The sequence below is a fragment of the Nocardia sp. MDA0666 genome (assembly GCF_003023875.1).
GTDB classification, from domain to species: domain Bacteria; phylum Actinomycetota; class Actinomycetes; order Mycobacteriales; family Mycobacteriaceae; genus Nocardia; species Nocardia aobensis.
Genome location: NZ_PYHT01000001.1, coordinates 441,234 through 461,650, shown reverse-complemented (window position 1 = coordinate 461,650; position 20,417 = coordinate 441,234). Strand labels below are relative to the sequence as shown.

Sequence of the window (20,417 nt, the reverse complement as noted above, 5' to 3'; positions counted from 1 at the left end):
GCGTCCGCCGGTGCTCCATGTTCGCAGGTCATGCCGCAATTCCGGCCGCCACCCTCACCGCCTAGGAGATATGTACTGTGCCACCTTCCAAGGGAACGGGGCATCCGTTGCGGCTGCTCGGCGTCTACGCCGTGCTGCTCGCGGTGATCTACGCGTTGGTGTTCTTCACCGGTGACAAGTCGCCGGAACCCAAGCTGGGAATCGACCTGCAGGGCGGAACCCAGGTCACGCTGACCCCGCGCACGCCCGATGGCGGTAAGCCCAGCAAGGACAGCCTCAAGCAGGCCCAGCAGATCATCGAATCCCGGGTCAACGGCCTCGGTGTGGCCGGTTCCGAGGTGGTGATCGACGGCAACAACCTGGTCATCACCGTGCCCGGCAGCGACGGGCAGCAGGCGAAGTCGCTGGCCACCACCGCCAAGCTCTATATCCGCCCGGTGGTCGGCCAGCCGCTTCCGGTGGGGCCCGACGGCAAGATCCAGACCGGTACCGGTGGCGAGCTCGCCCCCGGGGCGGAACAGCCCGGCACCCCGCCCGCGAACACTCCGGAGCCGGCTCCGGGTGCGGGTCAGCAGGCCCCCAAGCCGGGTGCGTCGTCCGGTACCGAGTCCAAGCCGTCGAACGAATCCGGCACCGCCTCGGGGACGGCCTCCTCGGGCGAGACGTCCGGCACCGGCGAATCCTCGGGCACGACCGCGCAGAACCGGGTCTTCCCGGCTCCGGCACAGGCTCCGACGACGCCCGCACCCACTCCGACACCGTCGCCGCAGCCGGGAGCGCCGAATCCGGCGCTGACGCCGCAGCAGCAGGCCAAGCAGGAGATCGACGCGGCGCGGGCACTGCGCCAGAGCACCGACCCGCAGGTCCAGCAGCTGGCGGCCCAGCAGCTGGACTGCCACAAGCCCGATCCGCTGGCCGGTAACGACGATCCGAAGCTGCCGCTGGTGACCTGCTCGTCGGACGGCAACGAGGTGTATCTGCTGGCCCCGATGCGCATCGACGGCCAGGACATCAAGGATGCGAGCTCGTCGCTGAACCAGCAGTCGCAGTGGGCGGTCGATCTGACGTTCAAGAACGCCGACGCCTGGGCCGACCTCACCAAGGAATACCTGCAGAAGCAGGTGGCCTTCACCCTCGACTCGAAGGTGATCAGCGCGCCGGTCGTGCAGCAGGGCCCGCAGCTCGGCGGCACCACCCAGATCACCGGTCAGTTCAACGCCTCCACCGCCAAGGAACTCGCCAACTCGCTGAAGTACGGTTCGCTGCCGCTGTCGTTCGAGGTGTCGGAAGCGTCCACGGTGTCGGCGACGCTGGGCCTGGCCTCACTGCACGCCGGTTTGATCGCCGGTGCGATCGGGCTGATCGCGGTGTTGCTGTACTGCCTGCTCTACTACCGGATGCTCGGCTTCCTCGCCGGGTTCTCGCTGGTGGCCTCGGGTGTGGCGGTGTACGGCATCATCGTGCTGCTCGGCAGGTGGATCAACTTCACCCTGGACCTGGCCGGTATCGCCGGTCTGATCATCGGTATCGGTATGACCGCGGACTCGTTCGTGGTGTTCTTCGAACGCATCAAGGACGAGATGCGCGAGGGCCGCAGTTTCCGCTCGGCCGTCCCGCGCGGCTGGGCTCGCGCGCAGCGCACCAACCTCTCCGGTAAGACCGTCAGCCTCATCGCCTCGGTGGTGCTCTACATCCTGGCGGCCGGTCAGGTGAAGGGCTTCGCGTTCACCCTCGGCCTCACCACCGTGCTCGACGTGGTCGTGCTCTACCTGGTGACCTCGCCGCTGATGATGCTGGCCTCGCGCTCGCCGTTCTGGGCGAAGCCGTCGGTCAACGGTCTGGGCGCGGTGCAGCAGCTCGCGCGGGAACGCAAGGCGGCCGGCACTCTCGTAGGGACGGGGGCACGATGAGCGACAATCGCAGTCAGGTGTTGGAGGAACCACTCGTGGACGAGTCGCTGCCCACCGCGGACGCACCGAAGCACGGATTCTTCGAACGCCTCTACACCGGCACCGGCGGCTTCCAGATCGTCGGCCGCCGCAAGTTGTACTACGGCATCGCCGTGGTGCTGGTCCTGATCGCGGTGCTGAGCATCGCGGTGCGCGGCTTCACCCTCGGCATCGATTTCGCCGGCGGTACGAAGATCCAGATCCCGGCGACCAGCGGTATGAGCACGACCTCGGTCGAGGACACCTACTCACAGGCACTGGGACACAGTCCGGTGACCGTGCAGAAAGTCGGCTCGGGTTCCTCGGCCTCCTTCGAGATCCGTTCCGAGACACTGGATTCCGCGCAGCAGGACAAGATCGCGGATGCGCTGTTCACGAAGTACCATCCGAAGGATTCGAGCGGCACGGCCAGCCGCAGCGTCATCAGCGTCACCGAGATCAGCGAGACCTGGGGTGGGCAGATCACCCGCAAGGCGCTCATCGCGCTGGTGGTGTTCGTCCTGTTGACGATGATCTACATCGCGATCCGATTCGAACGCGACATGTCGATCGCCGCGATCGCCTCGCTGTTCTTCAACATGATCGTCACCGCCGGCATCTATTCGATCGTCGGCTTCGAGGTGACGCCCGCCGCGGTGATCGGTCTGCTGACCATCCTGGGCTACGTGCTCTACGACAACGTCGTGGTGTTCGACAAGGTCGAGGAGAACACCCGCGGCGTCCTGCATCTGACCCGGCGCACCTACGGTGAACAGGCCAACCTCGCCGCCAACCAGACGCTGATGCGTTCGATCAACACCACGGTGATCGGCATTCTGCCCATCGTCGGCATGCTGGTGATCGCGGTCTGGCTGCTCGGTGTGGGCACGCTGAAGGATCTCGCGCTGGTGCAGCTGGTCGGCATGATCGTCGGCGCCTACTCGTCGATCTTCTTCGCCGTGCCGCTGCTGGTGTCGATCAAGGAACGCTTCGGCCCGGTGGCCGCGCACACCCGCAAGGTGCTCGCCAAGCGTGCCGCCGGCGAGTCCGGCCGCACGGGTGAGACGCCGGCCCGTCGCGCTTCCGGTGTCCCGGTGGCCACCCGCACCCGCGACAGCGGTTCCGCCGCACCGAGACCCGGTGCCCGGCCCACCGGGAAGCGGCACAAGAGAACCCACTGATGAGGCGAAGGGGGTCGGATCGCGTGCGGCGGACGCTCCGGCGGACATTCGGTGTGATCGCGGCCGGTGCACTGGTCACCGGCGTGATCGCGGGTTGTTCCAGCAAGAACCAGGTGCCATCCATCGGATATGCCGTCGACGCGGTGCCGGCCACCTACAACGGCGGAAGTTCTGCCGGTGTCGCGGGCGGTTCCGCGGCGCTGTTCTCCCGCGTGCTGACCGGGTTCTTCTACACCGGTCCGGACGGCCAGCCCGTCGCCGACACCGATGTCGGCACCGCCAACGAGGTGGCCGGCGAGGCGCAGACCATCCGGTACCGGCTCAACCGGGACGCGGTCTACTCCGACGGGGTGCCCACCTCGTGTGACGATCTGGTGCTCGAATGGGCCGCGCGCAGTGGGCGGTTCACCAAACCCGGCCCGGGTGGCGCGATTCCGCTGTTCGACGCCGCCTCCACCACCGGCTATTCCGATATCGAGCGGGTCGAATGCCAGCCCGGCTCGAAGGACGCGACCGTGGTTTTCCGGCCCGACCATCACTTCCTGGCCTGGCAGACGCTGTTCAACGCCGGTGATCTGATGCCGGCGCACATCGCCGCCAAGGCCGCGGGTGTGCCGAATGTGGTGGCGGCTGTACAGTCCGGCGACCAGGCCGCACTCGATCGGCTGGCGCAGTTCTGGAACACCGGCTGGAATCTGAAATCCGGTGACATCAACGCCGATCTGCTGCCGTCCTCGGGGCCGTACCGCATCGAGTCCTACAGCGACGGCGACGGTTTGGTGCTGGTGAAGAACGAGAAGTGGTGGGGCAACAAGCCGGCCACGCCCCGCATCGTGATGTGGCCCAAGAACGCCGATCTGAAGAAGAGGATCTCCGACAACTCCGTCGAGGTGGTCGATATCGGGGCGGGCTCGGTGAAAGACCTGAGCCTGAACAAGTTCTCGGTGAATCAGGAACCGGGTCGCGGTGCCGAGCAGCTGGTGCTGTCCACCGCGGGTGTCTTCGCCTCCGCCGACGCGCGGCGCGCGTTCGCGCTGTGTGTCCCGCGGCAGGCGTTGTTCGACACACTCGGGCATCCGGGTTTCGACGACAAATCCGGCCTGGGCTCCGGCCCGCTGAATTCTCGTACGGTACAAGCTGATTCGGTGTACTACCCGGCGATCACGGGGCCGGCGGACAAATATCGCGTGGGCGACGCGCCGGGTGCGCAGCGGGGTCTCGCGGCGGCCGGGGTAGCCAACCCCACGATCCGCATCGGTTATCGCAGCCCGGACGATCGCCGTGCCCGCACCGTCGCGATGATCGGTGATGCCTGCAAGGCGGCGGGTGTGACCGTCGTCGACGCCGGTGCGGCGGACTTCACGCCCGCGGAACTGGGCGCCGGCAAGGTGGACGCCGTACTCGGCGGCACCGCGGCGGCCGTGGGCCCGGCCGGTTCGCTGCCGGGGATCGAGGCGACCGCGGCGCTGCGCACCGGTCAGGGCGTGAATTTCGGGCGCTTCGGCAACGGGCGTTACGATGCGATCGCGGATCAGCTTGCGGCGGACGACAATTCGGTGACGGTGTTGAATCTCGACACCGAGGCCGAGAATCTGCTGTGGAACGAGATGCCGTCGATCCCGCTGTTCAACACGCCTCGGACCGTCGCGTTCGGGAAGGGCCTGGAGAACGGGGTCGCGAGCCCCACCAAGGCCGGTGCGGGCTGGAATATGGACCGCTGGGTGTTGCGGCGGTGAGCGTCCTCGGACGCTGGATGAGGGAGCGGGTGTAGATGAGTAAGCACACGATGGTGGAAACGGCCGAAACCGCGGAGGAGAAGGTCGCGCGGACCGCCGAGGTGGTCGGACGACTGACGCGCTGGCACGACGATTTCCCCACCCCCGGTGTGCGTTTCGCGGACCTGACTCCGGTGTTCGCCGACGCCGAGGGCTTCCACGCGGTGATCGAATGCCTGGCCGCCTGCGCTCCCGACGCCGATCTGGTGGCCGGGGTGGACGCGCGCGGATTCCTGCTGGGCGCCGGTGTGGCGGCGCTGCTCGGGACCGGTGTGGTGGCGGTGCGCAAGGGCGGCAAACTGCCGCCGCCGGTGCTCTCCCGCGAGTACACCCTCGAATACGGCTCCGCCGCATTGGAGATTCCGGCCGACGGCATCGAACTCACCGGCCGCAAGGTGTTGCTGCTCGACGACGTTCTCGCCACCGGCGGCACGCTGGCCGCCGCCGCGGAACTGTTCCGCACCGCCGGGGCGCAGGTGGCCGCGGCCGCGGTGGTGCTCGAGATCGGCGAACTCGGCGGGCGTGCTCGCCAGGGCGACTATGCGCTGACCTCGATCGTGCAGGTGTGAGTCGCGTGTCGGTTGTAGGGCGCGCGCGGGGATCGTTATGCTGACGCGCGGCAAGGGACCCGGATGAACGACCGACGGACGATCGCATGAACGAGTACCGCAGTGCGCGCGACAGTGCCGGAACAGGACACGCCGACCGGTGGTGGCGATGAGCCGCAGCCGGCGTACCCGCATCGGGGCAGCGCTCGCGGGTGCCGTGGGCGTCGCGTTCGTCGTCGGCGGCGCGACCGCTGCGGCTACTCCTTCGGTGGCGCTGCGGGGCGGCGCCACCATCACGGCCCGGGTCACGGGGGAGAAGGCCGGGCAGACCTGCCGGATCACCGGTTCGGGCATCGATATGCCCTGGCGTACGGTCGGTTCCGACGGCTCGGTGGAACTGGACAGCGGACCCGTTCCATCGGGGCGGCACAACGCTCGGGTCGTCTGCCGGGATCCGCGCACGGGCGCGGCCTCACAGCATGCGGTGGGTAAGGAAGAGGACGTCTTCACCGGCCATTGGGCTCCGGCCTTCGAATTCCTCCACCATCATCGGATGGAATTCCTTACCCCGCACGAACGCTGATACCTTCCGACGTCGAGTCGATCCACTTCCGCGGGCTCAGATCCGCGCCAGCAGGCGCGCGATGATCCCGGTCACCACGAGCCAGAACACCGCTGCCAGGCCGTAATTGATGATGACGTCCCAATCGTGGGAGCCGGTGTTGAACAGGCCCGGGAAGAACAACGCCAGCGGTTCGGCCAACCCTTTGATGAAGGTGAAGAACCGGTTGGTCTGGTTGGCGTCGAAGATCTGCAGCAGGATGTAGACGATCTCGATCAGTGCGAGGACACCGCCGATCGTGCTGACGATCGCCGCCAGCCCACCCGTGCGGTTTGTCCCATAGGTTCTATATCTGTACATGTCGGCCGAATACCCGCTTGACGGCGTTGAACGCAGCCGATTTTGTCCAGAGGTCTGGACTGTTCAGAAATGTGAGCGCTGCTCTTGACAGAGGGGTGCCGGTGCACGATGATTGAGTCATCGAAGAGAGCATTGCTCACAAAAGCGAGGAGTAGTCATGAACGCCACCCGGTACATCGCGCCCACCGGTATCGACCCGATCATGAATCGGATGTTCAACGTCCTGCCGAAATGGGGCATCAGCGTGATGGGATCCCGGCTGCTGGCCGTGCGCGGTCGCACCTCCGGGGAGTGGCGGACCACGATGGTCAATGTCCTGCAGGATGCGGACGGGACCCGGTATCTGGTCGCTCCTCGTGGTCGCACCCAGTGGGTTCGCAATATCCGCGTCGCCGGCGGCGGGGAGCTGCGGCTGGGCCGCAAGACCGAGGTGTTCACGGTGACCGAGGTCGCCGACGCCGACAAGGTGCCGGTGCTGCGGCTGTATCTGAAGAAGTGGGGCTGGGAGGTCGGCAAATTCTTCGAGGGCGTGACCGCCGATGCCACCGACGCGGAACTCACCGCCATCGCACCGGGCTTCCCCGTCTTCCGGATCAACTGAGCCACAACGCCTTCCGTCGCCGGTGACGGATATCACCGGCAATGTGATCTTGCGACTCCTTCGCCGGTTCGCTAAAGTTGTCGAGTCTTGTTTCCGTTGATCGGAGTCGTGCCGTTGCTCTTCTGAGGTAGCCATCGCGTGGCCCGCACTTCTGCGCGCCATTCCCGCCGCCCTCAGGAGCACGCATATGTCTATTTCGGCGATTGCGCTGTCCGATCTCACCTTCACCTGGCCCGACGGCACCCCGGTGTTCGACGGTCTCGACGCGGTGCTCGGACCCGGCCACATCGGTGTGGTGGGGAGTAACGGAGCCGGGAAATCCACCCTCTTGCGGCTGATCACCGGGGAATTGCGCCCTGTCCGCGGTTCGGTGACGGTCGCCGGGCGGCTCGGATATCTGCGCCAGGACCTCGGGTTGGCCGCAGGTCAGCGCGTCGACGCCGTCCTCGGTATCGGTGGCGTGCGGGCCGCGCTGCACCGCATCGAATCCGGCGCCGGTACCGACGCCGATTTCGACCGTGTCGGAAACCGCTGGGATGTCGAGGAATCGGCGATCGCGCTGCTCGGCCGGCTGGGCCTGAACTACCTGGCCGACGATGTGGCACAACTGGATCGGCGCCTGGAGACCCTGTCCGGTGGCGAGACGATACTGCTCGGACTGGTGGCCGAACTGCTGCGCGAGCCCGACGTGCTGTTGCTCGACGAACCCACCAACAATCTGGATTCCGTTGCCCGCCAACGGCTTTACGATGTGGTCGAGGGCTTCGCCGGCACCGTGCTGACCGTCAGCCACGACCGCGAACTGTTGCGACGGGTCACCACCGTCGCCGAACTGCGCCGCGGTGAGATCCGCACGTTCGGCGGTAATTTCGACGATTACGAGCAGATCGTCGAGGCCGAACAGGAGGCCGCTCGCGCGGCGATCCGCGATGCCCGCAGCGATGTGCGCAAACAGTCGCGGGAACTGGTCGAGGCCAGGATCAAACTGGACCGGCGCCTGCGCTACGGGCAGAAGATGTGGGACACCAAGCGCGAACCGAAGATCGTGATGGCCGAGCGCAAACGGCAGGCGCAGGTCTCGGCCGGCAAACTGCGCAACAACCACATCGCCAAGGTGGATGAGGCTCGATCGACCCTGGAACAGGCCCAGGAACTGCTACGCGACGATCGTGAGATCCGCGTCGACCTGCCCGGAACCAGGCTGTATCCCGGTCAGGACGTGGTGGCGTTGGAAGAGGTGCGGCTGGCCAACGGGCCGGTGGTCACGCTGCGGGTGAACGGTCCCGAACGTATCGCGCTCACCGGGCGCAACGGCGCCGGTAAGACCACGCTGCTGCATCGGCTCGTCGCGGAACCGCCGAAGGTGCCGTGGCGGCTGCTGCCGCAGCGGCTCGACATCTTCGACGAGCGGTTGTCGGTCTTCGACAACGTGTCCGCCGCCGCTCCGCACGCCGGTGCCGAACGGATTCGCGCACAGTTGGCGCGGTTCCTGTTCCGCGGCGGCGACGCCGATGTCGCGGCGGGCGCGCTCTCGGGTGGTGAGCGGTTGCGGGCCGCGCTGGCGATGCTGCTGCTCGCCGAACCGGCACCGAAACTGCTGCTGCTCGACGAGCCCACCAACAACCTGGACCTGCCCAGTCTCCGCCACCTCACCGAGGCGCTGACCAGCTTCGAGGGGGCGATGATCGTGGTCAGCCACGACCCGCGCTTCCTCGACGAGATCGGCGTCACCCGCCGGCTGGACCTCACCGCGGACGGGTTGGTGGATGAAACGGGCTCCGGAACCGGTTGAACGAACGGGGCGGGTCGAGCCGGACCGGTGCGCGCACGGGAAAACTCCTACTAAAGTGGGTGTTCTGGGCTGTTGAAGCGGTCGGCTAGGGTGTGGCGATCGAGGCGTGAGAGGTGGTGGCATGACTCAGCATCTGGAGAAGGCGAATGCCGGGAATTCGGCGGCCGGTGATGCCGCGCCGGCTGCCGCACCGGCGACTCCGCCGGCCGCCCCCGCCGCACCGCGTCCCGCTGCGCCGAAGTCCGGCGCCGACCGAGGCGGTCAGCCGCCGGCCTCGTCCCCGTCCCCGCGCAACATGCCGATGAAGCAGCCGGGCACACCGGCCGCGGTGCCGAGTTCGGCCTCGCGGCGGGTGCGGGCCCGGCTGGCTCGCCGGATGACCGGGCAGCGGGGTATCGCCGCGGTCAAGCCGGTGCTGGAGCCGTTGGCGACCGTGCACCGGGAGCTGTATCCCAAGGCGAATCTGCAGTTGCTGCAGCGCGCCTTCGACGTGGCCGACGAGAAGCACTCCCACCAGTTCCGCAAGTCCGGTGACCCGTACATCACCCACCCGCTGGCGGTGGCCAACATCCTCGCCGAACTGGGGATGGACACCACCACGCTGGTGGCCGCCCTGCTGCACGACACCGTCGAGGACACCGGCTATTCGCTGGACGAGCTGACCGCGGATTTCGGTTCCGAGGTGGCCCATCTGGTCGACGGCGTGACCAAGCTGGACAAGGTCAACCTGGGCGCGGCGGCCGAGGCCGAGACCATCCGCAAGATGATCATCGCGATGGCCCGCGATCCGCGGGTGCTGGTGATCAAGGTCGCCGACCGGCTGCACAATATGCGCACCATGCGCTTCCTGCCGCCGGAGAAGCAGGCGAAGAAGGCGCGCGAGACGCTGGAAGTCATTGCGCCACTGGCACATCGGCTCGGTATGGCCACGGTCAAATGGGAGCTCGAGGATCTGGCGTTCGCGATCCTGCACCCGAAGAAGTACGACGAGATCGTGCGGCTGGTGGCCGACCGGGCCCCGTCCCGCGACACCTACCTGGCGCGGGTGCGGGCCGAGATCGTCAACACGCTGGCGGCGAGCCGGATCAACGCGATCGTCGAGGGCCGGCCCAAGCACTACTGGTCGATCTATCAGAAGATGATCGTCAAAGGTAAGGATTTCGACGACATCCACGACCTGGTCGGCATCCGGATCCTGTGCGACGAGGTGCGGGACTGCTACGCCGCGGTCGGTGTGGTGCATTCGCTGTGGCAGCCGATGGCGGGCCGGTTCAAGGACTACATCGCGCAGCCGCGCTACGGCGTGTACCAGTCGCTGCACACCACGGTGGTGGGCCCGGACGGCAAACCGCTGGAGGTGCAGATCCGCACCCAGGACATGCATCGCACCGCCGAGTTCGGCATCGCCGCGCACTGGCGCTACAAGGAGACCAAGGGCAAACATTCCGGCGACGCCGCCGAGGTCGACGATATGGCCTGGATGCGGCAGCTGCTGGACTGGCAGCGGGAGGCCGCGGACCCCGCGGAGTTCCTGGAGTCGCTGCGGTTCGACCTGAAATCCCCGGAGATCTTCGTGTTCACGCCGAAGGGCGATGTGATCACGTTGCCGCAGGAATCGACTCCGGTCGACTTCGCCTACGCCGTCCATACCGAGGTGGGCCACCGCTGCATCGGCGCGCGGGTCAACGGCCGGTTGGTGGCGCTGGAACGGCAGCTGGAGAACGGTGAGGTCGTCGAGATCTTCACCTCGAAGGCGCAGAACGCCGGTCCGAGCCGGGACTGGCAGAACTTCGTGGTGTCGCCGCGGGCGAAGGCCAAGATCCGGCAGTGGTTCGCCAAGGAACGCCGCGAGGAGGCGCTGGAGGCCGGTAAGGAGCAGATCTCCAAGGAGGTCCGCCGTTCCGGTCTGCCGCTGCAGCGGCTGATGAGCGTGGACGCGATGTCCGCGCTGGCGCACGAGCTGCACTATGCCGACATCTCCGCGCTGTACGCGGCGGTGGGGGAGAACCAGGTTTCGGCGCATCACGTCGTGCAACGCCTGATGGCGCAGCTCGGTGGCGTCGGCGACGTGGAAAACGAACTGGCCGAACGGAGTACGCCGTCGACGCTGCCGGCGCGGCAGCGCACCATCGGCGACGCCGGCGTCGAAATCCCCGGTGCCCCCGGTACGGTCGCGAAGCTGGCCAAATGCTGTACCCCGGTGCCGGGCGACGAGATCATGGGCTTCGTGACTCGCGGCGGCGCGGTGAGTGTGCACCGGACCGATTGCACGAACGCGGATTCGCTACGCGCGCAACAGGAACGGATCATCGAGGTCAAGTGGGCGCCGTCGCCGTCGTCGGTCTTCCTGGTGGCGATTCAGATCGAGGCGCTGGACCGCACCCGGCTGCTGTCGGATGTGACCAAGGTGCTGGCCGACGAGAAGGTCAACATCCTGTCCGCGTCGGTGATGACCTCCGGTGACCGGGTGGCGATCAGCAAGTTCACCTTCGAGATGGGCGATCCCAAGCATCTCGGGCATCTGCTGAACGTGGTCCGCAACGTGGAGGGCGTCTACGACGTCTACCGGGTGACCTCGGCGGCCTGATCCGCGGGCGGCAGTTCCGCCTGGGCTCGCGACAGCTGGACCGCGGCCACGCACATCACCAGTACCGAGGCGATGACGACGATGGTGCCGGCCGTACCGGTCCGTAGTCGCTCGTCCAGCACGGTGAGTCCGAGGAACGCGGCGCCGAGCGGTTCGGCGACGGTGAAGGCCGGTAGCGAGGCCGACAGCGCCCCGACCTGGTAGCCGCGCTGTTGCAGATAGAGCCCCACGATGCCCGCGGCCACCAGGGTGTACGTCTGCCAGCTGGTGAGCGCCGTGGTGAGACCGTGTCCGAACAGCTGGATGACGTGCTGGGTGAGCGCGGCGGAAACGCCGAACAGCAGACCGGCCGCGGTCCCCAGCATGAGTGCCTGCAATCCGGTCACCCGGATCACCACCGCGATCACGACCGCCGCGGCGACCACGCCGAGAACCAGAATCAGCGGCCACATCCAGGTCGACCACGGCGCGTCCGAGATGCCCTCGGTGGGATCGCCGACGACGAGGAAGCAGGCCAGTGCGGCCGAGAGCGCGACCGCGTGCGCCCACATGACCGGCGTGACCGGGCGGCGGCTGTAGTGCGCGGCCAGCGGTAACGCGAAGACCAGTGCGGTCACCAGAATCGGCTGCACGATCAGCACCGATCCCAGCGCCAGCGCGACGACCTGGAACACGAAGCCGCCGGCGTCGCCGATGATGCCGGCCCACCAGCGCGGATTGCGAACGAGCTGGGCAACCAACGCGTCACCGGCCGGCACGTCGGCCGCCGCGCGTTGCTGGGCGACCGCCGACACGGCGAACAGCACGGCGCCGATGAAGGCGCAGACGACCGCGGCGACGGGAAAGTTGCTCACCCGATCAGTCTGCCGCCCGCGACCGGCGGCCACGGCATCGGGCTCGGTGAACCGATCCGGGCGGTGTGATGCGGGGCCGGTGAAAGGCCCGGGGGAGCGCGAGACAGGCGAATGCACCGGCATCGGGCGGCGCGGTCCACCGGAATAGCCGGAATGCCCGGAACGGGTGAATGGCAATTGTTCGGCAACCTATTTCGCGGGGTGTCCGGAGTTGCGGCGAGTTGCCCTCGGCCAGGCCCGAATTGCGCATTCGCCGCGGTGTTGCCGAGGCTTCGGACGGCGGTCGATCCCGGTCGGTCGGCCGGTCCGCAGCGAATCCTTCGCGCAGGTAGGAAGGTTCGGCGACGGCGATCGCGGATGTGCTCGCGCACCGACGGAGGACCTGCACTCCGAGCCGGATTCTGTTACGGTTTATTGCGTTTCGGGGTGCGCGCGATGTTCGGCGACAACTCGAATCCACATGATGATCGCCGGACGGGTCGCAGTGGCACTCGACCCTCAGAACTGTTGCAGACAGCGGGTTTAAAGGGGGTCAGATCGTGCTGACCGTGCTGACATGCTCGGCGGCGACCGTACCGGTCGCCTCGGGCCTTCGCCGCGGATGTGGCGCACCCACATTCGCGCCGGCCCTCGATCGGGCGTTCGAGATATCCCGGTTCACACCCCTTGAACTGCGTGGATATGGTATCGCCCGAATCTCGGCGGCGTCGGACGGCGCGTCGAGTTCGCCGAATTCGTCGGGTACGGGACAATTTCCGTTCGGGAAGGGCCTCGGTGACGCCGCACCCGGTGGTGTGCCGTCGGCGCCGTCCCACGGCGGTACCGCTGACAACAACTACCCGTTCTCCACGAACTGATCGCCGAGAGGGTCCGACGATGCTGTACGACGTGCCCGGCTCCGCGGGGATGAGGGAATGTTGAAGCCGTACAAAGAAGTCCAACGGTGGTTCCCGGCGCTGGAACCCGAACACGCCGTGCCCGCGGCCGCGCCGGGGGAATCCGACGCCGTCGACGACGAGGCGGACCCTGGAGCGGCGCGGTATCCGCACTACATCCGCGACACCGAGCCCGAACCGTTCGACATTCCGTTCGCCGACGAACCGACCACGCGACGCAGCGAATTCGTCGGGGGCTGGACCGACTGGGTCGGCAGCCACGCGCCCGGACCCGACGACGACTATCCCGTCCACGAGGGTGAGGTGCTGCGCCTGCCCCGCGACGCCGAGAGCGGCGAGGGCCGGACCCGTGGCCGCCGCCGGACGCGGGCGGCCGGTGCCGACGGCGACGATGCGGAGGGATCCGGGGCGCGTTCGCCGGTGGACGATTCCGACGAGCGCGACGACGTGGACACAGACGACGTGGACACCCCCGAGTGGATTCTGCCGCCCCGGCGCGAGCACGGCGACGGCGGCGCGGGCCGGATCGTGCGCCGCGCCCCGGGCCCGGCCTCTCCGGCCCTGCGCGACTACATCCGCCCGAGCCGGTTGCGGGTCGCGCTCGTCCTCGCGGTAGCCGTGTTATTGCTGGCGGTCGCAGCCGTTTTCGCGCTGTACCTGCTGCGCTCCGGTGACGACGGGAAACAGTCGATGGCGCCGCTGCCGGTACGGCCGGCGGTGGGCGAAGAGGCACCGATGCTGCGGCTCACCTCGGCGTTCGGCGCCGATTCCGGCGCGCGGGTGGGTTCGGCGGCGCACTGCCCGACTGAACGGTCCGCGCGCGTGGTGCGCGGCGCCGAGGTCGGCGGCACCGATTCCGGGCCGGACGCGATCATGTGGTTCCAGCACGCGTTCTACGTCGAACGCTCGGCCGAGCGAGCGCGCGAGGTGGTGGCGCCGAACGCGGCGGTCTCACCGGCGCCGGTGATCCAGCGCGGCATCGCCTCGGTGCCGCTGGGCACCGACTATTGCGTGCGGGTGGTCACGTTGGACGAGAACAGGTATTCGGTGGAGGTGACCGAACGGCGGCCGGGCGCGACCCCCGCCACCTACGACAAGCAGTTGGTGACCACCGCGGTGGTCGGCGGCCGCACCCTGATCACGGGCATCACGGCCGGGTAAGAGGAGAGCTGAGATGGGACAGGACTGGAGCCGATGGCTCGACGAGACGTCCGACGCGGACGTCGCGGCGAGCTCGCGACCGCGTGGACGGGCGCCGGTGGTCCGGTTGCGCAAGGGTCGGCGTGACGACGGCGAGGGTGGCGGCCTGCCGCGCCCGATTCTGGTCGTCGGCGGCTGCGGAGGGGCCGGAACCACCACCACCGCACTGGGACTCGCGGGTGAACTGGGCGCGGAGGCCGCGGCGGTGGCCGTGGACGCCACCGTCGCCGGCAGCGATCTGGCCCTGCGCGGCGCCGACGAACATCTGAGTCCGATCAGTCTGCAGCAGTGGCTGTACGGCCGCGGTGACGACGAACCGGCGCCGCTGAAGGAATGTCTCTCCCAGGCGAGCTCCGGTATCGGCCTGCTATGGCGCGACGCCTCCCCGCTGCGCCGCCGCGCCACCTATCTGACGGTCGCCCGGGCCGTCGCCGACGCCGGCTTCACCCCGGTGTACGACGGCGGCAGCCCGATCGCCGCCCGTCAGCTGCGGCCGCTGCTCGAGGACGCGGAAGTGGCTCTGGTGCTGTCGATTCCGGCGCGCGCCGACGCGGCCAACCGTTTGCGGGTCACGCTGGAATGGCTCGACGACGAGTTCGGCGGCCACGCCGAGGGGCAGGGCGGTGGCATCGTCGGCGACACCACCATCGTGATCTCACATCAATTGCCCGGCAACGACTCTCGAGTGGCCGATCACCTGCGCGAACATCTCACCGGCTGGGTCCGCGACATCCGCGAGATCCCCTACGACACCCACCTGGCGCGCGGAGAGCTGGTGCGCCACAACGCACTCGACGCCGAAACCCGGAGGGCGTACCGGCGGCTGCTGAGTGGGATGGCATCATGACCGCGGCCATGAAGGAACCTCGCTCATCCGAAAACCCGCCTGCGGCAGGCGTTGTCGCACCGGCGGAGTCCCGTCGCGCGCCCATCTGGGACCGCCCGGTGCCGGGCGCCGGGCGGGCGCCGCTGGTGTGGTTGCTGGGGGTGCACGGCGGCGCGGGAGCCAGTACCCTCGCGCATGTGCTTGCGCCTGCGGCGGATTCGCACCGGCGCTGGCCCGGTGTGTTCGAACGCGAATCACCTTTCGTGGTGCTGGTCGCCCGCGAGACCATCGCCGGGCTGACCCGCGCCCATGATCTGCTGCGCCAGCACCGGGCCGGACTCGCCGGGCCGAGCGAGGTGCTGGGCCTGGTGACCGTGGCCGCGCGCCCGGGCCGGATCCCGGCCGAGATCCGGCGCTACCGCGATGTGGTCGGCGCATTGGCCGGGGAGGTGTGGCAGATGCCCTGGATCGAGGAGTGGACGCTGGTCGAACCCGATCAGCTGCCGGTGTGGTCGCCGAGCGACCCGCCGCCACAGCAGCGCAAGCGCAAACTCGATCCGCTGCAAGAAGTTCCGCACGAGGTGGACGCGCTGGGAATGAGCATCGTCGACCTGGTGCGGGAGACGGTCGGCGCCGGTTCGCAACAGGAGGAGCAACGATGATCGTGCCCGGACGTTGTGCTGCCGCGACCACGCCGACAGCTGTTTCCGACGGTGTACCTCCGGTACCCGGCTTTGTATTCCGATCACCTATTGAGAAGGACGCTCGATGAGTACCATCCTGGCCGCTGTACACGAGACGTACGGCGTTGTTCTCGCTCAGGTCGGGAACCCGACACCCGAGACGCCGCCGGCCGCCGACAAGCTCATGAAACTGGTGCGCTACTTCACGTGGTTCGTGCTGCTGTCGGGCATCCTGGGCATCACCTACGCCGGTGGCCGCTTCGCCTGGGAGAAGTGGACCGGCGGCGGGCTGGAGTCGCCGAAGATGGTGGCGGGCGCCATGATCGGCGGCATCGTCGCCACCAGTGCGGGCACGATCATGAACGCAGTCATCGGGTCGTGAGGGGCGCCGCGATCGTGCTGGCCTACAAGCAGATGCCCGCGGACGTGATCGAACCGATCATGCAACTGATCAACTGGTTACTGTGGTGCGTGCTGTTGCTGTGCCTGGCCTGGATGATCATCTCCGCGGGCCGGCTGTGGTCGGCGATGCGCGACGACATGGCCGTCAACGACGCCTCGCACGGCATCGTGATGAGCCTGATCGGCGCCATCGTGGCCAGTTCGGCAAGTGCGATCGCATTGACCCTGCTTCCTGCGTGAGCCGGTGACAGATTTCCGCATGCCCGCCGATGACACCACGGCGACAACCACATTCGACGAAACGACAGTCGACGACGACCCGCGACGGGAGGTGACGGTATGAGCAACAAGGACACCTACGACGAGCGCAGCGGCATCTCCTTCGGTGTCATCGTCTCCGCGGCCGTGATCGCCCTGATCGTGATCGTCGGCGTCTTCGTCTACGTCGGCCGTGACACCTCCTCTTCCGATGCCCGGCAAACGGATCCGCCGCCCTCGCCCGTCGCGGGCTCGGGTGCGACCGGATTCGCCGAACCCGATACGGACCTGTTCCGTCGCCGCGTCGATATACCCAACAATCCCGCGGGACAACCACTTCCGCAGAACCCCGCACAGCAGCACGACTCGTCGGATCCGGACTGGCTGACCGCGGCACCCGCCGGCACCACCGAACCACGTGGCTGGCAGCGGGTCTACGGCGCCTCGGTGCCGTTCTCCACCAGCGACGGTCCGACCCGGATCGACGACAAGGGACTGGCCGTCGGCTATTCCCACACACCGCAGGGGGCGGCATTGGCGGCGGCGCAGATCACCTATCGGCTCAACGCACGGCCCGGCGACCGGGATCTGTACGTGCGTCAGGTGCGGGTCTCGGCCCAGCAGGTCGCGGCCTACGACAAGGCGCGCGGTGACGGCAAACTGCCCGATCAGCAGCCGGCGCGGATCACCAAGTACCTGGTCGCCCCCGACGCCTTCCAGATCGAGAACTACGCCGACGATATGGCGATCGTGCGGCTCGCCGCCCGCGGGCCGGTCAACGACGGCAAACAGATGTGGGCGGCGATCCGGCTGGTCATGGTGTGGGACAACGGAGATTGGCGACTCAAACCCACCGACAGCAGAGCCACGCCGAGCGAATACGTCGACACCCTGCAGGGGTGGACCCGATGGTGAGCACAGCGATTTCGAGAAAGGCACGAGAGTCAGCCGATGGTCCGGATCGATTCCCTGCGACGCATCGAGGAGTGGATCTCATGGTGAGGCGCATCGTCACGATCTTCGCGGTCGTGTTCACCGTCATGATCGCGACCCCGACGGTGGCCTACGGGCAGACCTACGGATTCGACCCGACCTGCAACGAGATCCACGACGATCTCGACGGTCTGGGCCTGCCCGGCATATCGCTCGGCGACGCCGCCTCCGCGGCGTGCAAGGCCGGCAATGCCGCCACCCATCCCGGTGATGCCGCGAACGCGGTGAAGGACAAGGCGTGGGATTCCACCTTCGGCAAGGTGGTCGACTCGTTGATGAACGGTCTGGGCGAGGCGCTGATCCTGGCGCTGACCTTCTGGATGAAGGTGCCCAACGATCGCATCAGTGACGGCGGAGCGCTGTTCCAGAAGATCAACGACTACACCTATCAAGCGCAGATCCTGCTGCTGATCGTGTCGGTGATCCTGTCCGGCGCCAGACTCGCCGAAGCCAGACGCGGTGCGGCACTGAGCGAGGCCGCGGAATCGTTCCGGATGTTCGCCCGGGTGATCTTCAGTTCCTGGATGCTGGGCGCCGTGGTGGTCGCGGGAACGCAGGCCTCGGATCGCTTCTCGCAGTGGGTGATCGAGGACGCGACCAACGGCAATGCCCGCAGCCTCGCCGAGCTGATGGTGAAAACGTCCAAGCTACAAGCGTTTTCGCCCGGCCTGGTGCTGATCATCGCGATCGTCGGCCTGCTCGGCGCGCTGGCGCAGATCGTGCTCGCGATCGTGCGCCAGGGCATGCTGGTGGTGGCCGCGGGCGTGCTGCCGCTGGCCGCGGCGGCGTCGGGCACCAGTACCGGACGGCAGGCATATCCGAAGCTGATCGGCTGGATCATCGCGTTCATGCTGTGGAAACCGGTCGCCGCGATCGTCTACATGATCGCCTTCGTCACCGCGGGTGACACCAACTCGACCACGCCGACCTCGGGTCTGCCCGACGCAGATCAGGCGCAGCGGATGCTGGTCGCGATCGTGCTGCTGTGCAGTGTCGCTTTCGTCCTGCCCGCTCTGATGCGACTGGTCACCCCGGCGGTGGCGATCGTCGGCAGTGGCGGTTCGGGTCTGGCCGCCACCGGTGGTCTGCTGCTGGGTGCGGCGGCGCTGGGTGCGGTCGGCACCAAGGCGGTCGGAGTGCGCGGCCAGGCGGCGGCCGGCGCGCCGGGATATGTGGGCCGCAACGGCGGTCAGCGTCCGCCCGGCGGTACCGGCCGCGGCGGCAGTCCACGGCCCGTGCCGCCGCGCGGCCCGCGCCCGGGCGGCGGTGGCGGGGGTCAGCAGGCGCCCGCGAGTCCGCGCGCCCCCGGCGGTGCGGCGGCGGTACCATCCGGCGCGTCGCGAGTCATGAACAACATCGCGACGGCCCGGGCCGCGGGCGCGCATCTCAACCGCGCCGACGAAGCCATGGGCGATATCGCCGGTGACCGCTGGGCCAACCGCGCACCCGACCTCGGCAGGAGCACCATTCCGCGATGACGACGACCGACACCTACGAGCGCCGCTCGTACGGGCTGTGGCAGAAGCCCCGCAGCGCAGGCCTTTTCGGGTTGCGCTGGGGGGAGACGGTGCTCGGCTTCGTCGTCGTCATCACCGCCCTGATGACGGCGCTGGTCGCCGGGCCGAAACCGGCGCTGTTCGTCGCGATCATCGGCCTGGTCGTGATGGTTCCACTGGTGTGGCGGACGGGGGGCCGCTCCGGTTACGAGACGGGATTGATGATGTTCCATTGGTTGCGCGGCCGCAGCAAGGGCGAGCACGTCTATCGCGGCGGCCGGTTCTCCCGCATTCCCGGCGGCGTCGCGCGCCTGCCCGGACTGATGGCGCCGTCACGGCTGTACGAGGGAATCGACGCCGGCGGCTACAGCTTCGGGATGATCCATCTGCCGCAGTTCGCGCAGTACACGGTCGTGCTGCGGGCCTGGCCGCAGGGACACGAGGCGGTCGACCAGCCGGTGATCGATCGGTGGGTGTCCGCCTGGGGCACCTTCCTGGCCTCGCTGGGACAGACCTCCGACATCGTCGCGGTGGTTCCGGTGATCGACACCGTCCCGGAGACCGGAAACCGTTTGCTCACCGAGGTTTCCACGATCACCCGGCCGGAATCGCCGGCGCTGGCCCAGCAGGTGATGTACGAGCTGGCGACCGAATTGCCGCAGGAGCGCGTGCAATTGCTGCCGCGGGTGGCGCTCACGTTCAAGGCCACCACCGCCGAACGACGCAAGAATCCGGCCGAGGAGGCCGTCGAGATCGGCCGCCGATTGCCGGGGATCTGCGCGGCGCTGGCCGAAGCGGGCGTACGCGCGCAGCCGATGTCGGCCGACGAGGTGATCTCGTTCATCCGCCGCAGCTACGACCCGGCCGCGCAGGCCGATCTGGAAGTGGCCGCCGGCGAGATCGGCGGGCACGGGCTGGATTGGGCCGACGCGGGCCCGATCTCGCACGAGGAACGCTGGGACCAGTTCATCCACGACGGCGGCCGCTCGGTCACCTGGGAGATGGACGCCGCACCCGAGGGCGCGGTCGACGAGCGGGTGTTGCAGCGGCTGCTGGCGCCGAATCCGGAGGTCCCGCGCAAGCGGATCGCGATCGTCTACCGGCCGCATTCGGCCGCCGACGCCGCCGAGATCGTGGACGACGACTACAAGAACGCGCTGGTCGCGCAGCAGAGCGAACGGGGCGTGGTCTCCGCCTCGGCGACGCTGCGGGTCGGCGCCACCCAGCAGGCGCGCGAGGAACAGGCGCGCGGCCATGGTGTGACCCGGTTCGGCGCGCTCGTCACCATCACCGAACCGCTGCGCGGTGATCTGCCGCGGATCGAAGCGATTACCCGCGACCTGTCCACACAGGCCCGGTTGAAGATCCGGCGTTGCTACCGCTACCAGGCGGCGGCCTTCGCGGCCTCACTCGGCTGCGGGGTGATCCTGCCGGAACACGCGAGTATTCCCAAGGCATTGGCGGGGTGAGCGCAG

Annotated in this window: 18 protein-coding genes; 16 read left to right on the top strand and 2 right to left on the bottom strand. The window is 68.1% G+C overall.

From position 1 onward, the window contains the following. Nucleotides 1-77 precede the first annotated feature (77 nt). The 5 genes from secD (at nucleotide 78) to C8258_RS02175 (ending at nucleotide 6,015) form a co-directional block, all read left to right on the top strand. The gene (secD, locus tag C8258_RS02195) at nucleotides 78-1,910 is read left to right on the top strand and encodes a protein translocase subunit SecD (RefSeq protein WP_106953614.1); all 1,833 of its coding nucleotides are present in this window, start codon (nucleotides 78-80) and stop codon (nucleotides 1,908-1,910) included. Further along, a complete protein-coding gene (gene secF / locus C8258_RS02190) occupies nucleotides 1,907-3,109 on the top strand; it encodes a protein translocase subunit SecF (protein WP_106953613.1) in 1,203 nt (400 codons plus the stop codon). Before secD ends, secF begins: the two co-directional genes overlap by 4 nt. Next, nucleotides 3,109-4,845 carry an ABC transporter substrate-binding protein gene (locus C8258_RS02185; protein ID WP_106953612.1) on the top strand — a complete coding sequence of 579 codons (1,737 nt, stop codon included), beginning with the start codon at nucleotides 3,109-3,111 and terminating at the stop codon, nucleotides 4,843-4,845. Before secF ends, C8258_RS02185 begins: the two co-directional genes overlap by 1 nt. A 50-nt stretch (nucleotides 4,846-4,895) precedes the next feature. Continuing rightward, complete coding sequence (locus tag C8258_RS02180; RefSeq protein ID WP_369974701.1) at nucleotides 4,896-5,453, top strand: adenine phosphoribosyltransferase; 558 nt, start codon at nucleotides 4,896-4,898, stop codon at nucleotides 5,451-5,453. 148 nt (nucleotides 5,454-5,601) lie between these two features. After that, a complete protein-coding gene (locus C8258_RS02175; protein WP_146161133.1) occupies nucleotides 5,602-6,015 on the top strand; it encodes a hypothetical protein in 414 nt (137 codons plus the stop codon). 36 nt (nucleotides 6,016-6,051) lie between these two features. Here the strand turns inward: C8258_RS02175 and C8258_RS02170 are convergent, their stop codons facing one another. Beyond that, nucleotides 6,052-6,354, bottom strand: a complete 303-nt coding sequence (locus tag C8258_RS02170; RefSeq protein ID WP_051024720.1) for a hypothetical protein — start codon at nucleotides 6,352-6,354, stop codon at nucleotides 6,052-6,054. A gap of 157 nt (nucleotides 6,355-6,511) precedes the next feature. On the opposite strand from C8258_RS02170, the gene C8258_RS02165 reads away from it, so the two are divergent. The 3 genes from C8258_RS02165 (at nucleotide 6,512) to C8258_RS02155 (ending at nucleotide 11,334) form a co-directional block, all read left to right on the top strand. Then, nucleotides 6,512-6,955, top strand: a complete 444-nt coding sequence (locus C8258_RS02165) for a nitroreductase/quinone reductase family protein (protein WP_106953609.1) — start codon at nucleotides 6,512-6,514, stop codon at nucleotides 6,953-6,955. Between the two features lie 187 nt (nucleotides 6,956-7,142). Then, the gene (locus C8258_RS02160) at nucleotides 7,143-8,747 is read left to right on the top strand and encodes an ABC-F family ATP-binding cassette domain-containing protein (protein ID WP_106953608.1); all 1,605 of its coding nucleotides are present in this window, start codon (nucleotides 7,143-7,145) and stop codon (nucleotides 8,745-8,747) included. A gap of 295 nt (nucleotides 8,748-9,042) precedes the next feature. Further along, the gene (locus C8258_RS02155) at nucleotides 9,043-11,334 is read left to right on the top strand and encodes a bifunctional (p)ppGpp synthetase/guanosine-3',5'-bis(diphosphate) 3'-pyrophosphohydrolase (RefSeq protein ID WP_269750183.1); all 2,292 of its coding nucleotides are present in this window, start codon (nucleotides 9,043-9,045) and stop codon (nucleotides 11,332-11,334) included. On the opposite strand, the gene C8258_RS02150 is transcribed toward C8258_RS02155, so the two are convergent. Beyond that, entirely contained in the window at nucleotides 11,310-12,188 is an 879-nt protein-coding gene (locus C8258_RS02150; RefSeq protein WP_106954007.1) for a DMT family transporter, read from the bottom strand. The two genes, C8258_RS02155 and C8258_RS02150, sit on opposite strands and share 25 nt — an antisense overlap. A 914-nt stretch (nucleotides 12,189-13,102) precedes the next feature. On the opposite strand from C8258_RS02150, the gene C8258_RS02140 reads away from it, so the two are divergent. The 8 genes from C8258_RS02140 (at nucleotide 13,103) to C8258_RS02105 (ending at nucleotide 20,411) form a co-directional block, all read left to right on the top strand. Then, nucleotides 13,103-14,245, top strand: a complete 1,143-nt coding sequence (locus tag C8258_RS02140) for a hypothetical protein (protein ID WP_106953606.1) — start codon at nucleotides 13,103-13,105, stop codon at nucleotides 14,243-14,245. A gap of 13 nt (nucleotides 14,246-14,258) precedes the next feature. Further along, nucleotides 14,259-15,131 carry a hypothetical protein gene (locus C8258_RS02135; RefSeq protein ID WP_106953605.1) on the top strand — a complete coding sequence of 291 codons (873 nt, stop codon included), beginning with the start codon at nucleotides 14,259-14,261 and terminating at the stop codon, nucleotides 15,129-15,131. Then, nucleotides 15,128-15,772 carry a hypothetical protein gene (locus C8258_RS02130; RefSeq protein ID WP_030513930.1) on the top strand — a complete coding sequence of 215 codons (645 nt, stop codon included), beginning with the start codon at nucleotides 15,128-15,130 and terminating at the stop codon, nucleotides 15,770-15,772. The genes C8258_RS02135 and C8258_RS02130 overlap by 4 nt, the downstream gene beginning before the upstream one ends. 106 nt (nucleotides 15,773-15,878) lie before the next feature. Continuing rightward, nucleotides 15,879-16,175, top strand: a complete 297-nt coding sequence (locus tag C8258_RS02125; RefSeq protein ID WP_030513931.1) for a hypothetical protein — start codon at nucleotides 15,879-15,881, stop codon at nucleotides 16,173-16,175. Then, nucleotides 16,172-16,435: a hypothetical protein gene (locus C8258_RS02120; RefSeq protein ID WP_306304678.1), complete on the top strand. Its 264-nt coding sequence runs from the start codon at nucleotides 16,172-16,174 to the stop codon at nucleotides 16,433-16,435. The genes C8258_RS02125 and C8258_RS02120 overlap by 4 nt, the downstream gene beginning before the upstream one ends. Nucleotides 16,436-16,534: 99 nt before the next feature. Continuing rightward, nucleotides 16,535-17,368 carry a hypothetical protein gene (locus C8258_RS02115; protein ID WP_106953604.1) on the top strand — a complete coding sequence of 278 codons (834 nt, stop codon included), beginning with the start codon at nucleotides 16,535-16,537 and terminating at the stop codon, nucleotides 17,366-17,368. Nucleotides 17,369-17,448: 80 nt separating this feature from the next. Further along, nucleotides 17,449-18,924 carry a hypothetical protein gene (locus C8258_RS02110; RefSeq protein ID WP_063064405.1) on the top strand — a complete coding sequence of 492 codons (1,476 nt, stop codon included), beginning with the start codon at nucleotides 17,449-17,451 and terminating at the stop codon, nucleotides 18,922-18,924. After that, entirely contained in the window at nucleotides 18,921-20,411 is a 1,491-nt protein-coding gene (locus C8258_RS02105) for an SCO6880 family protein (protein ID WP_036502826.1), read from the top strand. Before C8258_RS02110 ends, C8258_RS02105 begins: the two co-directional genes overlap by 4 nt. Nucleotides 20,412-20,417: the final 6 nt, after the last annotated feature.

Excerpts from the sequence above, each read along its gene's own strand:
- C8258_RS02155 (WP_269750183.1), top strand. The coding sequence starts at position 9,043 with ATGCCGATGAAGCAGCCGGGCACACCGGCCGCGGTGCCGAGTTCGGCC.
- C8258_RS02130 (WP_030513930.1), top strand. The coding sequence starts at position 15,128 with ATGACCGCGGCCATGAAGGAACCTCGCTCATCCGAAAACCCGCCTGCG.
- secF (WP_106953613.1), top strand. The coding sequence starts at position 1,907 with ATGAGCGACAATCGCAGTCAGGTGTTGGAGGAACCACTCGTGGACGAG.
- C8258_RS02135 (WP_106953605.1), top strand. The coding sequence starts at position 14,259 with ATGGGACAGGACTGGAGCCGATGGCTCGACGAGACGTCCGACGCGGAC.
- C8258_RS02180 (WP_369974701.1), top strand. The coding sequence starts at position 4,896 with ATGGTGGAAACGGCCGAAACCGCGGAGGAGAAGGTCGCGCGGACCGCC.
- C8258_RS02115 (WP_106953604.1), top strand. The coding sequence starts at position 16,535 with ATGAGCAACAAGGACACCTACGACGAGCGCAGCGGCATCTCCTTCGGT.
- C8258_RS02105 (WP_036502826.1), top strand. The coding sequence starts at position 18,921 with ATGACGACGACCGACACCTACGAGCGCCGCTCGTACGGGCTGTGGCAG.
- C8258_RS02185 (WP_106953612.1), top strand. The coding sequence starts at position 3,109 with ATGAGGCGAAGGGGGTCGGATCGCGTGCGGCGGACGCTCCGGCGGACA.
- C8258_RS02140 (WP_106953606.1), top strand. The coding sequence starts at position 13,103 with ATGTTGAAGCCGTACAAAGAAGTCCAACGGTGGTTCCCGGCGCTGGAA.
- C8258_RS02110 (WP_063064405.1), top strand. The coding sequence starts at position 17,449 with ATGGTGAGGCGCATCGTCACGATCTTCGCGGTCGTGTTCACCGTCATG.
- C8258_RS02160 (WP_106953608.1), top strand. The coding sequence starts at position 7,143 with ATGTCTATTTCGGCGATTGCGCTGTCCGATCTCACCTTCACCTGGCCC.
- C8258_RS02175 (WP_146161133.1), top strand. The coding sequence starts at position 5,602 with ATGAGCCGCAGCCGGCGTACCCGCATCGGGGCAGCGCTCGCGGGTGCC.
- C8258_RS02125 (WP_030513931.1), top strand. The coding sequence starts at position 15,879 with ATGAGTACCATCCTGGCCGCTGTACACGAGACGTACGGCGTTGTTCTC.
- C8258_RS02170 (WP_051024720.1), bottom strand. The coding sequence starts at position 6,354 with ATGTACAGATATAGAACCTATGGGACAAACCGCACGGGTGGGCTGGCG.
- C8258_RS02165 (WP_106953609.1), top strand. The coding sequence starts at position 6,512 with ATGAACGCCACCCGGTACATCGCGCCCACCGGTATCGACCCGATCATG.